Below are 15,670 nucleotides of genomic sequence, written 5' to 3' on the forward strand. Positions count from 1 at the left end.
GGAACGGGGTACGTGTCATGGCGAACGACGAGAAGCTGCTCGACCACCTCAAGTGGATGACCGCCGAGCTGCGACGCAGCAAGCGGCGGCTCGAAGAGGTGGAGACGGCGGCCGGCGAGCCCGTCGCGATCGTCGCGATGACCTGCCGCTACCCGGGCCGGGTCAGCACGCCCGAGCAGCTCTGGGAGCTGGTCGCCGCCGGCGGGGACGCGATCGGTGACTTTCCGGACGACCGTGGGTGGGACGTCGACGGGCTCTACGACCCCGACCCGGACGCCAAGGGCAAGAGCTACGCCCGCGAGGGTGGGTTCCTCGCCGAGGCGGCCGACTTCGACCCGGCGCTGTTCGGTATCTCGCCGCGCGAGGCCCTGGCCATGGACCCGCAGCAACGCCTGCTGTTGGAGACCGCCTGGGAGGCGTTCGAGCGGGCCGGTATCCCCAGCGACAGCGTGCGGGGCAGCCGGACCGGCGTGTTCGTCGGCATCAGCGGCCGCGACTACGACACCCTGCTGCAGCGGCACACCCAGGACGGCATCGAGGGCTACCGGCTGACCGGCAGCGCGGCCAGCGTGCTCTCCGGGCGGATCGCGTACCAGTTCGGCCTGGAGGGTCCGGCGGTCACCATCGACACCGCCTGCTCGGCCTCACTGGTCGCGCTGCATCTGGCGGTCCAGTCCCTGCGGCAGCAGGAGTGCTCCCTGGCCCTCGCCGGTGGCGCCACAGTGCTCGCCACCCCGGAGGCGTTCGTCGAGTTCAGCCGTCAGCGTGGCCTCGCCCCGGACGGCCGCTGCAAGCCGTTCGCCGCCGCGGCCGACGGCACCGGCTGGTCCGAGGGCGCCGCACTGCTCCTGCTGGAGCGTCTCTCCGACGCCCGCCGCAACGGCCACCCGGTGCTCGCCGTCATCCGGGGCACCGCGGTCAACCAGGACGGCGCCTCCAACGGTCTCACCGCCCCCAACGGGCCCGCGCAGCAGCGCGTCATCCGGGCCGCGCTCGCCAACGCCCGACTCACAGCGGCCGACGTCGACCTGGTGGAGGCACACGGCACCGGCACTCGGCTCGGCGACCCGATCGAGGCGCAGGCGCTGCTCGCCACGTACGGCCAGAGCCGTCCGGACGGCGAACCGCTCTGGCTCGGCTCGCTCAAGTCCAACCTCGGCCATACCCAGGCCGCGGCCGGTGTCGGTGGCGTGATGAAGATGGTGCTCGCACTGCGGGCCGGCGTCATGCCGCGCACCCTGCACGTCGACGAGCCCACCCCGCACGTGGACTGGACGGCCGGCAACGTCCAACTGCTCACCGCCGAGCGCCAGTGGGCGCCGGGGGAGCGACCACGTCGTGCGGCGGTCTCCGCGTTCGGCATCAGCGGCACCAACGCCCACGCGATCATCGAGGAGGCCCCGGCGGCGGACGCCCCGGCGACGCCTGCGCCGGCCGGCACCGACCCGGTCTGGGTGCTCAGCGGCCACACCCCGGAGGCGCTGCGGGCCCAGGCCGCCCGTCTGAGCGCCTTCGCGGCCACCGCCACGGCGACCCACGCCGACATCGCCTACTCGCTCGCCGCGACCCGCTCACCGCTGCCGGTCCGGGCCGTGGTCACCGGCACCGACCTGCCGGGTGCCCTGGCGGCCCTGGCCGACGGCGTCGTCACCGCCGGGGCCGTCACCGGCGCGGTCCAGGACGGCCGCACCGCGTTCCTGTTCTCCGGTCAGGGCTCCCAACGCCACGGTATGGGCCTTGAGCTCGCCGCGCGCTTCCCGGCGTACGCGCAGGCACTCGACCTGGTCTGCGCGGAACTGGACCCGCACCTCGACCGTCCGCTGCGCGAGGTGATCGCCGACGGGGTCGACCTGGAACAGACCGTCTACACGCAGGCCGCCCTGTTCGCGGTGGAGGTCGCCCTGTTCCGGCTGGTCGAGTCGTTCGGGGTCACACCGGACTACCTGGTGGGGCACTCGATCGGGGAGATCGCCGCCGCGCACGTCGCCGGTGTGCTGTCCCTCGCCGACGCCGCGACGCTGGTGGCGGCGCGGGGCCGACTGATGCAGGCGCTGCCGGCCGGCGGGGTGATGGTGGCGGTACGGGCGACCGAGGTCGAGGTGCTGCCGCTGCTGACCGAGGGCGTGGACATCGCCGCGGTCAACGGTCCCCGGTCGGTGGTGCTGTCCGGTGCCCCCGACGCGGTGGCGGCGGTCGTCGCCCACTTCGAGAAGTCCAAGCCGCTGGCGGTCAGTCACGCGTTTCACTCGGCGCTGATGGAGCCGATGCTGGCCGAGTTCGCGCAGGTGGCGACCACCCTGACCTACCACGCCCCGGTCATCGGTGTCGTCTCCAACCTCACCGGGCAACTCGCCGGCACGCAGGACGCCGACTACTGGGTCCGGCACGTACGCGACGCGGTCCGGTTCGCCGACGGCATCGCGTGGCTGCGGGGCCGCGGTGTCACCCGGTTCCTGGAGATCGGCCCGGACGGCGTCCTCACCGCGATGGCACGGGAGAGCGACGACACCGAAGCCGCCTACCTGCCCCTGCTGCGCCGGGGCCGTCCCGAGGTGACCTCCCTGATCACCGGGCTGGCCGAGGCGTACGTGCGGGGCGCCGCGGTGGACTGGACCGTGCTGGCCGCCGGCGGCAGCCGTGTCGACCTGCCCACCTACGCGTTCCAGCAGCAGCGGTACTGGCCCGCCACCGGCGTCGCGCCGGCCGGGGACACCCGGGGCCTTGGCCTCACCGGTGTCGACCACCCGCTGCTCGGTGCCTCCGTCTCCCTGGCCGGTGCTGACGAACACCTCTTCACCGGCCACTGGTCCGCCGCCGGGCACCCGTGGCTCGCCGATCACCAGGTCGCCGGGGACCTCGTCGTCCCCGGCACCGCCCAGCTCGAGGCGGTCCTCGCGGCCGGTGCCGAGATCGGCTGCGAGACGGTCGAGGACCTGGTCCTCGCCACCCCGCTCGTGCTGCCGCCCGCGGGCGTGCAGGTGCAGGTCCGGATCGGCGCTGCGGACGCCGACGGCCGCCGCAGCGTCAGCGTGCACAGCGGTGACGGCGAGACGTGGACCGTGCACGCCTCCGGCACCCTCGCCGTCACCGGCAGCGCGGCGCCCGCCCCGGCCGAGTGGCCGCCGCCGGGCGCCGAGCCCGTCGACCTCACCGACCTCTATCCCGCGCTGGTCGAACGCGGCCTGGCCTACGGGCCCGCGTTCCGTGGCCTGGAAGCCGTCTGGCGCGGCCCGCTGGGGGACACGTTCGCCGAGGTACGCGCACCCGAGAGCATCGACTCCACAGGCTTCGGGCTGCACCCAGCGCTCCTCGACGCCGCCCTGCACGCCCTCGGCTGCACGGGCACCGGCGACGAACCGGCCGCCGTCCCGTTCGCCTGGAACGGCGTCACCCTGCACGCGGTCGGCGCCGACACGATCCGGGTGCGGCTGCGCGGCACCGAGACCGTCACCCTGGACGTCTGGGACACCACGGGGCAGCCGGTCGCCACTGTCGGTTCCCTGGTGCTCCGCCCGTACGCCCCGCCCACCCCGAAGGCACTCCCGGTGGCCGACGCCCTGCACCGCCTCGCGTGGGCCCCGATCGTCGCCTCGCCGCCCGCCGCTGGAACGGCCACCGTCCCGGCGCAGGTCTGGCGCCCGGAGACCGCCGGTGACGATCCGGTGGCAACGGTGCACACCGCGACCGCCGCCACGCTCGACCTGCTCCAGCGGTTCCTGCGCGACACCACCGACGCGGGCAGCCGCCTCGCCGTGGTCACCTCCGGTGCGGTGGCGACCTCGCCCGACGAGGACGTTCCCGACCTGGCCGCGGCGGCGGTCTGGGGTCTGGTCCGGACCGCCCAGACCGAGAACCCGGACCGCTTCGTCCTGGTCGACCTGGACGGCCACGACGACGACGCGGCGCTCGCCACCGCGCTCGCCACCGGGGAACCGCAGATCGCCGCCCGCAACGGCACCCTGTTCGCCCCCCGCCTGGCCCGCGCCGCGACCGGCCCCGCCCTGATCCCGCCGGCCGGCGTCCCCTGGCGCCTCGACGTCCCGGTGAAGGGCACCCTGGACAACCTCGCCCTGGTCCCGTGCCCCGAGGTCGACGAACCGCTCGGCCCGGGCCAGGTCCGGATCGCCGTCCGCGCCACCGGCCTCAACTTCCGCGACGTCCTGATCGCCCTGGACATGTACCCCGACGTCGCCCAGCTCGGCAGCGAGGGCGCCGGTGTCGTCACCGCCATCGGCCCCGGCGTCGACGGGGTGCGGGTCGGCGACGCGGTGATGGGCATGTTCTACGGCGCGTTCGGCCCGGTGACCGTCACCGACCACCGGCTGATCACGCCAATCCCGGCCGGCTGGACGTTCGAGCAGGCCGCCGCCGTGCCGATCGTCTTCCTCACCGCCTACTACGCCCTGGTCGACCTGACCGGCCTGCGTGCCGGGGAGTCGCTGCTGGTGCACGCCGCCACCGGCGGCGTCGGCATGGCCGCCGTGCAGCTGGCCCACCATCTCGGCGCCACCGTCTACGGCACGGCCAGCCCCGCGAAGTGGGACACGCTGCGCGGTCTGGGTGTTGCCGGCGACCGGATCGCCTCGTCCCGGACCACCGGTTTCGAGGAGAGGTTCCGCGCCGCGACCGGCGACCACGGGGTCGACGTGGTGCTCAACTCGCTCACCGGCGAACACGTCGACGCCTCGCTGCGGCTGCTGGCCAGCGGCGGTCGGTTCGCCGAGATGGGCAAGAACGACGTCCGCGACCCCGCCGCGATCACGGCCGCGTACGGCATCAGCTATCAGGCCTTCGACACCATCGAGGCCGGACCGGACCGGATCCAGCAGATGTTGCGCGCCCTGGTCGATCTCTTCGAGGCCGGAGCACTGCGACCGCTGCCGGTGACCACCTGGGACGTCCGCTCGGCCGGCGCCGCGTTCCGGCACGTCAGCCAGGCCGCCCACGTCGGCAAGGTGGTCCTCACCGTCCCGCCCGCCCTGGACCCGGGTGGTGTCGTCCTGCTCACCGGCGGCACCGGCGCGATCGGCGCAGCCGTCGCCCGGCACCTGGTCACCACCCACGGCGCCCGGCACCTGGTGCTGGCGGGCCGTCGTGGCCCGGACGCGCCCGGCGCCGCCGACCTCGCCGACGAACTACGCGGCCTGGGCGCGAGCGTGACAGTGGCCGCCTGTGACGTCGCCGACCGCAGCGCCGCCGCGGCCCTGGTGGCGGCCAGCACCACCGACCGGCCGCTGACCGCTGTCGTCCACCTGGCCGGCGTCCTCGACGACGGCGTGCTCGACGCGATGACACCCGACCGGCTTGCCGGCGTGCTGCGCCCCAAGGCCGACGCCGCCTGGCACCTGCACGACCTCACCAGGGATCAGCCACTCGCCGCGTTCGTGCTCTTCTCGTCGCTGTCCGGGCTGCTCGGCGCGGCGGGCCAGGCCAACTACGCGGCCGCGAACGCGTTCCTGGACGGGCTCGCCGCGCACCGGCGCGCCCAGGGCCGGCCGGCGATCTCGCTCGCCTGGGGTCCCTGGACCGCCACGACCAGCATGGCCGGGCGGCTGGACGACACCGACACGCGGCGGATGGACCGCACCGGTGTGCTCGGCTTCAGCACCGCCGAGGGGCTGGCGTTGTTCGACGCGGCGCTCGGCATCGACGAGTCGTTGAGCGTGCCGGTGCGACTGGCCCGCACGGTCGCGGCCGGCACCACCCCGCCGCCGCTGCTCCGCGGTCTGGTCCGCGGCGCTACCCGCCCGGCCGGCACCGCCGGACCGGCCGACGCGGCGACCGCGCTGCGCCGTCGCCTGGCCGCCGCCCCCGCCGAGGTCGAACGGATCCTCCTGGAGATCGTCGTGGCGGACGTCGCGGCGGTCCTCGGGCACGACCCGTCCGGCATCGTCGCTGGTCGTGCCTTCAAGGAGCTCGGGTTCGACTCGCTGACCGCCGTCGAACTCCGCAACCGGCTCGGAGCGGCGACCGGGCTCCGGCTGTCCGCGACCCTCGCCTTCGACCATCCGAGCCCGCTGGCGCTCGTCGCCCACCTGCGCGACGAACTGCTCGGCGGCGCGATCCCGCAGGCACCGCAACCGTCTGCCGAGGTCGCCGGGGACGACGACGACCCGATCGCGATCGTCGCGATGGCCTGCCGCTACCCGGGTGGCATCAGCACCCCGGAGGAGTTGTGGCGGCTGGTCGCCGACGGCGCCGAGGGCATCACCGCCGTCCCGACGGACCGTGGGTGGCGGGCCGACCTCTTCGATACCGGACGGGACGGCGGCTCGGCCACCGACCGTGGGGGCTTCCTGCACGACGCCGCCGACTTCGACGCCGACTTTTTCGGCATCTCGCCCCGCGAGGCCCTGGCGATGGACCCACAGCAGCGGCTGCTGCTGGAATCCACCTGGGAGGCCCTGGAACGCGCCGGCATCGACCCGGAGACGGTCCGCGGCGAGCCGGTCGGCGTGTTCGTCGGCGCATCGGCCCAGGGGTACGACACCCTGCTCCAGGGTCGCGACGCCAGCGCCGGCTACCTGCTCACCGGCACCGCCGCCAGCGTCATCTCCGGCCGGCTCGCGTACACGTTCGGCTTCGAGGGCCCGGCCGTCACTGTGGACACGGCCTGCTCGGCGTCGCTGGTCGCGCTGCACCTGGCGATCCGGGCGATCCGCAACGGCGAGTGCGCGATGGCCGTCGCCGGCGGCGCCGTGGTGATGGCCACGCCCACCATGTTCCTGGAGTTCTCCCGACAGGGCGGGCTCGCCGCCGACGGTCGCTGCAAGGCGTTCGGGGCGGGCGCCGACGGCACCGGCTGGTCCGAGGGCGTCGGTGTGCTGCTGGTCGAGCGGCTGTCCACGGCGGTCCGGCGCGGTCACCCGGTGCTCGCGCTGGTCCGTGGCACGGCCGTCAACCAGGACGGCGCGTCCAACGGTCTGACCGCCCCGAACGGGCCCGCCCAGCAGCGGGTGATCCGGGCCGCGCTGGCCGACGCCGGTCTGTCCACCGCCGACGTCGACGTGGTGGAGGCCCACGGCACCGGAACGGTGCTGGGTGACCCGATCGAGGCGCAGGCGCTGCTCGCCACGTACGGCCAGGGCCGCGCCGCCGACCGGCCGTTGTGGCTCGGCTCGATCAAGTCGAACCTGGGTCACGCGCAGGCCGCCGCCGGGGTCGGCGGCATCATCAAGATGGTCATGGCGATGCGGGCCGGCCTGATGCCCCGCACCCTGCACGCGGACGAGCCGACCACGCACGTCGACTGGTCGTCGGGTTCGGTCGCCCTGCTCACCGAGGCCCGCGAGTGGACGGGTGACGGGCGTCCGCGCCGGTCGGCGGTCTCCTCGTTCGGTGTCTCCGGCACCAACGCGCACGTCATCCTCGAAGCCGCACCCGCACCGAACCCGGTCCGGGGCAACGAGCGGGCGGACGCCAATGGCGACGTACCGCTGGTGCTCACCGCCCGCAGCCCCCAGGCGCTGACCGCGCAGGCCGCCCGGCTGCTGACCGACGGTGACCGGGATCTGGCCGACGTCGCACACACCCTCGCCGGCCGGGCCCGCCTCCCGCACCGGGCGGTGGCGTTCGGCCGTGCCGCGCTGGAAGCCCTCGCCGCCGGTCAGGCGGCCCCCGCCCTGGTGACCGGCACATCGGTGACCGGCCGGACGGCGTTCGTGTTCTCGGGTCAGGGGTCGCAGCGGCCCGGAATGGGTCTGGAGTTGGCGTCGTCGTTCCCGGTGTACGCGGAGGCGTTCGACGCGGCCTGCGCGGAGCTGGACGTCCACCTGGACCGGCCGTTGCGCGAGGTGATCGCCGAGGGCGACGACCTGGATCAGACCGTCTACACGCAGACCGCCCTGTTCGCCGTCGAGGTCGCCCTGTTCCGGCTGGTCGAGTCGCTCGGTGTCACCCCGAACTACCTGGTGGGGCACTCGATCGGGGAGGTCGCCGCCGCGCATGTGTCCGGGGTGCTGTCCCTGGCTGACGCGGCGAAGCTGGTCGCGGCCCGAGGTCGGTTGATGCAGGCCCTGCCGTCGGGCGGGGTGATGGTGGCGGTCCGGGCCACCGAGGCGGAGGTGCTGCCGCTGCTCACCGAGGGGGTGTCCGTCGCGGCGATCAACGGTCCGCGTTCGGTGGTGCTGTCCGGCACGGAAGGCGAGGTCGCCGCAGTCGCGGCGAACTTCAAGAAGTCGAGGCGGCTGCGGGTCAGTCACGCGTTCCACTCGGTGCTGATGGAGCCCATGCTCGCCGAGTTCGCGCAGGTCGCACAGATGTTGACCTATGCGCAGCCCCGGATCCCGGTGGTGTCCAATGTGACCGGGCAGGTCGCGGAGGCGCAGGACGCCGACTACTGGGTGCGGCACGTGCGAGAGGCGGTCCGCTTCGCCGACGGCATTACCGCCCTGGAGGCCGCAGGTGTCACCACGTTCGTCGAGATCGGCCCCGACGGGGTCCTGTCCGCCATGGGCGCTGACTGCGTCAGCGACGCGGTGTTCGTACCCGTGCAACGCTCTGACCGCGACCAACCGACCACGCTGCTCACCGCCCTGGCCCAGGCCTTCGTGCGCGGCGTCGCGGTCGACTGGACGCCGTGCCTAACCGGCGGACGCCTCATCGACCTGCCCACCTACGCCTTCCAGCGCCGCCGCTACTGGCCGGCTGCCGCCGTCGGCGAAACCGGCACCGGCGGGCACCCGCTGCTCGGCGCGATGGTCCCACTGGCCGGCAGCGACGACGAGCGGGTGCACACCGGCCACTGGACCACCGGTTCGGTGCCCTGGCTGGCCGACCACCGCATCGCCGGATCGGTCGTCGTGCCCGGCACCGCGCTGCTCGAACTGGTCCTCGCCGCCGGCACCGAGGCCGGCTGCGAGCACGTCGACGACCTCGTTCTCTCCGCTCCCGTGGTAGCCGGCGAACGCGGCGTGCAGCTCCAGGTCCGGGTCGGCCCGGCGGACGACGCCGGCCGCCGCCCGGTCGCGGTGCACGCCACCACCGACGGCGTACGGTGGGCGGCGCACGCCACCGGTACGGTCAGCCCCGCCACCCTGTCGGCCCCGGTGACCGGCGAGTGGCCCCCGCCCGGCGCGACCTCGCTCGACGTCGGCGACCTCTACGACGACCTGGCCGACCGCGGCCTCGACTACGGTCCCGTCTTCCGTGGGCTACGCGCGGCGTGGCGTGCCACCGACGGCAGCCTGCACGCCGACCTGGCCCTCGACGGTGACGCCGACGGATACGCGGCGCATCCGGCGCTGCTGGACGCCGCACTGCACGTCCTCGGCCTGACCGGTGACGCCGGCCGGGACGCCAAGGTCCCGTTCTCGTGGACCGGCGTCACCCGGCACGGTCAGACCGGCAGCGCGGCCCGGGCCCGACTGACAGTGACCGCGACGGACACCGTCCGGATCGAGCTGGCCGACGACCTCGGCCGGCCCACTGTCACAGTGGAATCCCTGCTGCTCCGGCCGTACGCCCCGCCCTCGGTGCTGCACACGCTGACGTGGTCGCCGATCCCGGTGCCCGTGGGGCCGACCACGCACGACCTGACCGTGCTGCGCGTCCCGCAGGTCCCGGGCGACCAGGCCGCCGCCGCGCACACCCTGGCCGTGCAGGCGCTCGCCGCCGCGCAGGCCGTCCTCGCGCAGGACGACACCCGCCTGCTCGTCCTCACCACCGGCGCGGTGGCGGCGACCCCGGGCGACGCCGTCCCGAACCCGGCCGGCGCCGCGGTCTGGGGCCTGATCCGCAGCACCCAGTCCGAGCACCCGGGCCGCTTCCTGCTGGCCGACGCCGAGCCCGGCGACGACCTGGACGACGCCCGGCTCGCGGCCATCACCGCAGCCGGAGAGGATCAGGTCGCGGTACGCGGGGGTGCTGTCCTCGTACCTCGGCTCGTTCCTCACCGCGCGACCGGCGACGGCCCGGCCTTCGGCACCGGAACCGTCCTGGTCACGGGTGCCCTGGGCGCCCTCGGCGGGATCGTCACCCGACACCTGGTGACCCGGCACGGCAGCACCGACCTGATCCTGCTCGGCCGCCGTGGCATCGACACCCCCGGTGCCGCCGAGCTGGTCGCCGACCTGACCGCGCTCGGCGCCACCGCGACCGTGGTCGCCGCCGACGCGGCCGACCGGGACGCCCTCGCGGCCGTCCTCGCCGGAGCACCCGACCTGACCGCTGTCGTGCACGTCGCCGGGGTCCTCGACGACGGTACGGTCGACGGCCTCACCCCGGACCGCGTCGCCGCCGTCCTGCGCCCCAAGGTCGACGCCGCCTGGCACCTGCACGACCTCACCCGCGACCGGAACCTCTCCGCGTTCGTGCTGTTCTCCTCCGCGGCCGGGGTCTTCGGCGGGCCGGGGCAGGGCAACTACGCGGCGGCCAACGCCTTCCTCGACGCCCTCGCGGCGCATCGCCGCTCCGCCGGACTGGCTGCCACCTCACTGGCCTGGGGACCATGGGCGGACGGCATGGCGGCCGGTCTCGCCCCGGCCGAACTGGACCGGATGGCCCGCTCCGGTGTGCTGCCACTGTCCACCGACGTGGCGCTCACCGCGCTGGACCAGGCCTGCGCCGACAATCAGGCCCTTCTCGTACCGGTCCGGATCGACCCGTCGGCGACCCCGTCGCACGTTCCTGGCGTGCTGCGCGGCATGATCCGCGCGATCCCCCGGCAGCGCGCGGGCCGCGTGTCCGGCGACGAGGCACTGGTGCGCCGGCTCGCCGGTCTGGCGCCGGCGGCGCGCCGGGACCAACTGCTCGATCTGGTACGCACCCACGTGGCCGGAGTGCTCGGCCACGGATCCGGGAGGGCCGTTGCCGCGGACCGCCCGTTCAGCGAGTTCGGCTTCGACTCTCTCGCCGCCGTCGAGCTGCGCAACGGGTTGAACTCCGCGACCGGGTTGCGGCTGGCCGCCACCCTGGTCTTCGACTACCCGACCCCAGTGGCCCTGGCCGAGCACCTGAACACCGCGCTCGGCGGCTCCGACGAGAGCCCCACCGCCGGTGTGACCAGGGCGGTCACCGCCGACGAGCCGATCGCCATCGTCGGCATGGCCTGCCGTTACCCGGGCGGTGTGACCACGCCGGAGGACCTGTGGCGGCTGGTCGACGCGGGGGGTGACGCGATCGGGGAGTTCCCCCCTGACCGGGGCTGGGATGTAGGGGTGTTGTTCGATCCCGATCCTGACAATCCTGGGACCACGTACACCAAGGAGGGCGGTTTCCTCTACGACGCGGGCGACTTCGACGCGGGATTCTTCGGGATCTCGCCACGGGAGGCTCTCGCCATGGATCCGCAGCAGCGGCTGCTGTTGGAAACCTCCTGGGAGGCGTTCGAGCGGGCCGGGATCGACCCGGCGGTCGTACGGGGAGCGCAGGTGGGTGTGTTCGCTGGGGTGATGTACCACGACTACGTCAGCCGTCTCGGGGCGGCTGACGGAGTCGAGGGTCTGCTGGGCGTCGGCAACGCCGGCAGTGTCGTCTCCGGCCGGGTGGCGTACACCTTCGGTCTGGAGGGCCCGGCGGTCACAGTGGACACCGCGTGCTCGTCCTCCCTCGTCGCCCTGCACCTCGCGGTGCGGGCGTTGCGCAACGGCGAGTGCGCCATGGCGCTCGCCGGCGGTGTGACCGTGATGGCGACCCCGGGTACGTTCGTCGACTTCTCCCGGCAGCGGGGCCTGGCGCCGGACGGCCGGTGCAAGTCCTTCTCCGACGACGCCGACGGGACCGGCTGGGCCGAGGGCGCGGGCGTGCTGCTGGTGGAACGGCTCTCCGACGCGGTGCGCAACGGTCACCGCGTGCTCGCCGTGGTGCGGGGGACCGCTGTCAACCAGGACGGCGCGTCGAACGGGCTGACCGCCCCGAACGGGCCGTCGCAGCAACGCGTCATCCGGGCCGCCCTCGCGGACGCCGGCCTGAGCACCGCCGACGTCGACGCGGTCGAGGCGCACGGCACCGGCACCCGGCTGGGCGACCCGATCGAGGCGCAGGCACTGCTGGCCACCTACGGTCAGGACCGGCCCACCGACGAGCCGCTGTGGCTGGGCTCGATCAAGTCGAACATCGGCCACACCCAGGCCGCCGCGGGTGTCGCCGGCATCATCAAGATGATCGAGGCGATGCGGCACGACACCATGCCGCGGACCGTCCACGTCGAGCGGCCCAGCGGGCACGTCGACTGGTCGGCGGGTGCGGTGCAGCTGCTCGTGGACGCGCGGCCGTGGCCGGCGGGGGAGCGCCCGCGCCGGGCCGGGGTGTCGTCGTTCGGGGTCTCCGGCACCAACGCGCACGTGATCATCGAGGAGCCGCCGGCCGCACCGGTGGTCGAGTCGGCGGTGGCCGAGCCGGGTGTGCCGTGGTTGTTGTCCGGGCGCAGCCCGAAGGCGGTCGCCGGTCAGGCGCAGCGGCTCGTCGAGTGGGGTGGCGCTGCCGCGGAGGTGGCGTACTCGCTGGCGGTGTCGCGGGCGGCGTTCGACCACCGGGCGGTCGTGCTCGGTCCGGATCACCGCAGTGGCCTCGCGGCCCTGGCCGACGGGTCGCCGTCCAGCACGGTGATCTCCGGTGCGGCCCGTACGGCCGGTGTGGTGTTCGTGTTCCCGGGTCAGGGTTCGCAGTGGGTCGGCATGGCCACTGAGTTGCTGGATGCGGAGCCGGTGTTCGCGGCGCGGATCGCGGAGTGCGCGGCGGCTTTGGATCCGTTCGTGGACTGGAATCTGCTGGAGGTGTTGCGCTCGGACGATCCGTTGGAGCGCGTGGACGTGGTGCAACCGGTGTTGTGGGCGGTGCACGTGTCCCTGGCGGAGGTGTGGCGGGCCAGGGGCGTGACCCCCGACGCGGTGATCGGCCATTCGCAGGGGGAGATCGCGGCGGCCTGTGTGGCCGGGGTGCTGTCACTGAGCGACGCCGCCAAGGTCGTCGCGTTGCGTAGTCAAGCACTCCTCGCGCTGTCGGGCACTGGTGGGATGGTGTCGGTCAACGCCGGTCTGGACGTGGTCACCCCGTTGTTGACCGAGGGTGTGAGTGTCGCCGTGGTCAACGGCCCGACGAGTGTCGCTGTCGCGGGTGCTGACCTGGATGCGTTCCTGGCTGCTGCGGAGGCGGCCGGGGTGCGGGCGAAGCGGGTCAAGGTGGACTACGCCTCGCACTGCGCTCTGGTCGAGCCGGTGGAAACGGAACTGGCGCGTCTGCTCGACGGGGTGCGAGCGCAGCCCGGTGCGGTGCCGGTGTTCTCCACGGTGGAGGACGGCGGTCAGATGGACGCCGGCTACTGGTATCGCAATCTGCGTCAGCCGGTGCGCCTGGACCTGGCGGTCGCGGCGGCATACGCGGCCGGGCACCGGATCTTCATCGAGGTCAGCGCGCACCCCGTGTTGACCGGTGCGATCGCCGACACCGCCGAGGTGGCTACGGTGGGCACGTTGCGTCGTGGCGAGGGCGGGCCCGAGCAGATGGTCCGGTCGTTGGCCGAGGCATGGGTCTGCGGCGCACCCGTCGACTGGACCACCGTCATCCCGGCGACCCGGACCGTCGACCTGCCCACCTACCCCTTCCAACACCAGCGTTTCTGGCCCGTCGGCGATGCGCCAGTGCCGGTCGTGGACCCGATGGACAGCGAGTTCTGGCAGGCCGTGGAGAACGGCGACCTCACCCCACTCGGCATCACCGACGACGGCACCGATCTGCTGCCCGCCCTGACCGCCTGGCGGCGTACCCGCAAGGAACGCGGCACCACCGACACCTGGCGCTACACCGTCGGCTGGACCGCCCTGCCCGAGCCGACCGACGCGTTGCTCACCGGCACCTGGCTGCTGCTCACCACCCCGACCGCGCGGACGGAGACCACATTCGCCACCGCCGCGATCGAGCAGGCCGGCGGCACCGCCGTCGTCGTCGAGGTCGACCCGGCGACGACCGACCGGGCCACCCTGACCGCACAACTGAGCGCGGCGACCGGCCCGGACCCCGCCATCTCGGGTGTGCTGTCCCTGCTGGCGGTCGCCCCGGACACCGACGGCGCCGTCCCGCCCTGCCTGACCGCGACCGTGCTGCTGATCCAGGCCCTGGCCGACGCCGGGATGCCCGGACGGCTCCGGATCGTCACCCGCGGCGCGGTCACCGTCACCGCCACCGACGAACCGCCACTGACCGGGCCGGCCCAGGTCTGGGCCACCGGCCGGGTGTTCGGCCTGGAGCAGCCGGACCGCTGGGGCGCACTGATCGACCTGCCGGCCCGGCTCGACGACGCCGCGCTCACCCGCTTCCAGGCCGCCGTCGCCGGCATCGACGACGAGGACCAGATCGCGGTACGCGACAACGGCGTCCACGCCCGACGCCTGCGCCCCGCCCCCCTCAGCGGCCCGGCACCGACGACCGGTTGGACGCCGACCGGCACCACACTGATCACCGGTGGCACCGGCGCGATCGGCGCACACGTGGCCCGCTGGCTGGCCGGACGCGGCGCCGAGCACCTGGTGCTCACCAGCCGCCGAGGCCCGGACGCCCCCGGCGCAGACGACCTGCGCACCGAGTTGGAACAGCTCGGCGCCCGGGTGACCATCGCCGCCTGCGACACGGCCGACCGCGACGGGCTCAGCGGCGTGCTCGACGCCATCGACAACCTCACCGCCGTCTTCCACGCCGCCGGTGTCGCCCGCTCGGCGTCGCTCGCCGACACCGGCCTCGACGAGTTCGCCGACGTGGTCGACGGCAAGGCGGCAGGTGCCGCGCTGCTCGACGACCTCGTCGGAGACGTGAGCGCGTTCGTCCTGTTCTCCTCCAACTCCGGTGTCTGGGGCGGTGGCGGGCAGGGCGCGTACGCGGCGGCCAACGCGTACCTCGACGCCCTCGCGGCCCGTCGTCGGGCCCGCGGCCTGCGCGCCACCTCGATCGCCTGGGGGGTGTGGGACGGCGGCGGCATGTCCGACGCCGCTATCGTCGAGCAGCTGCGCCGACGCGGCCTCGCCGCGATGGCACCCGACCTGGCCATCGCCGCCATGGCCCGGACCCTGGACCACGACGAGACCTTTGTCGCCATCGCCGACGTCGACTGGCAGCGGTTCGCGCCCGCCTACGAGTCGGCCCGACCCCGGCCGCTGCTGCACGAACTGCCGCAGGTGCGCCGGATCCGCGAGGCCGACCAGGCCGCCATCAGCGGCCAGGGGGCGTCCGCGCTCCACACCCGACTGCGCGACCTGTCCCGCGGCGAGCGGCACCGGGCCCTGCTCCAGACGGTACGGGCGGAGGCCGCCGCCGTCCTCGGCCACCCGTCGGCCGAGTTCGTCGAGCCGGAGCGGGCGTTCCGGGAGCTGGGCTTCGACTCGGCGACCGCCATCGAGATGCGCAACCGGCTCAACGCGAGCACCGGTCTGCGGCTCAGCACCACCCTCATCTTCGACTACCCCAACGCCCTGGTCCTCGCCGAGCACCTGCACGACGAGCTGTTCGGGCCGGACGAGCTCGACGACGACGCCCGCATCCGGCAGGCGCTCGCCGAGATCTCCCCGGCCCGGCTGCGGGCCGCCGGGTTGCTGGACGCCCTGCTGCGCCTCGCCGACGGCACCGGTGACGACGCCGAACCAACCGCCGGGGAGCCCGACGGCACCGACCTCGACGGACTGGATGAGGACGACCTCATCCGGCTGGCACTCGATTCCTCTCGCTGAACCACCGACGTGCGGAG

Annotated in this window: 1 protein-coding gene; it reads left to right on the forward strand. The window is 74.1% G+C overall.

Annotated features, from left to right (window positions below; translation table 11 throughout):
• Window positions 1-17 precede the first annotated feature (17 nt).
• Window positions 18-15,653, forward strand: coding sequence for a type I polyketide synthase (locus tag AC3CF1_RS00080; protein ID WP_488449196.1), 15,636 nt, complete (start codon window positions 18-20; stop codon window positions 15,651-15,653).
• The last annotated feature ends 17 nt before the right edge of the window (window positions 15,654-15,670 follow it).

This window comes from Micromonospora sp. MGP-C2 (genome assembly GCF_057766525.1).